This is a genomic window from Staphylococcus sp. 231237_7MaSpsaltlick (assembly GCF_043107035.1).
Window position 1 is genome coordinate 1 of record NZ_JBICNX010000238.1, and the last position, 686, is coordinate 686.

Genomic DNA, 686 nt, shown 5'->3' on the forward strand with positions numbered 1-686 from the left:
ATATATAATAGAGCATATTCCACAAGTTCTAAAATATCTCAGTGCAAAGTATACACATATATTTATTGATGAATATCAAGATTGTGGCCTAAGTCAACACAAAGTGTTTTTAAAACTAGTAGATTCCGGAATTATAGGTATAGCAGTAGGAGACTTAAATCAATCTATTTTTGCCTTTGCGAAAAAATACCCAAAATATTTAGAAGAACTGACACTCTCCGAACAATTTATTCATTGTCAATTAACTGTTAATCATAGATGTCATCATTCAATTTCTGATTATTCTTTAGAACTTTTAGAAAAGGAATATGAAAGACAACCTTCAAATGATTTAAGAGTTTTTAAAATAAATATAGAGGGCACGGAAATAAATATTGCACGTGAAATAGAAAAAAAACTTAATAGTTTGAAGAGTACTTATAATATACAGAATAACAATGATTTTGCTATCCTTTGCAAAAGTAATAACATTGCAGATTTGTATTCAAGAATTTTAAAAATCCCTAATAAAGTATTTAAAGATACGCCCTTAGATAGAAATAATGATGCTCATTCAAAGATTTTTAAGGATTTACTTTTATTTTATTATTCATACCAATTAAAAAATGATACTATAAATGAATTTGTAAACACGTATATACATGAATCAAACAGTAAAAATTTTCGTATTGGCCTAGATATTATAT

1 protein-coding gene is annotated in these 686 nt (G+C 25.9%); it reads left to right on the top strand.

All coding sequences use genetic code 11. From position 1 onward, the window contains the following. On the top strand, window positions 1–686 hold a 686-nt coding region (locus ACF91D_RS31170), incomplete at both ends, for a UvrD-helicase domain-containing protein (RefSeq protein ID WP_392438613.1).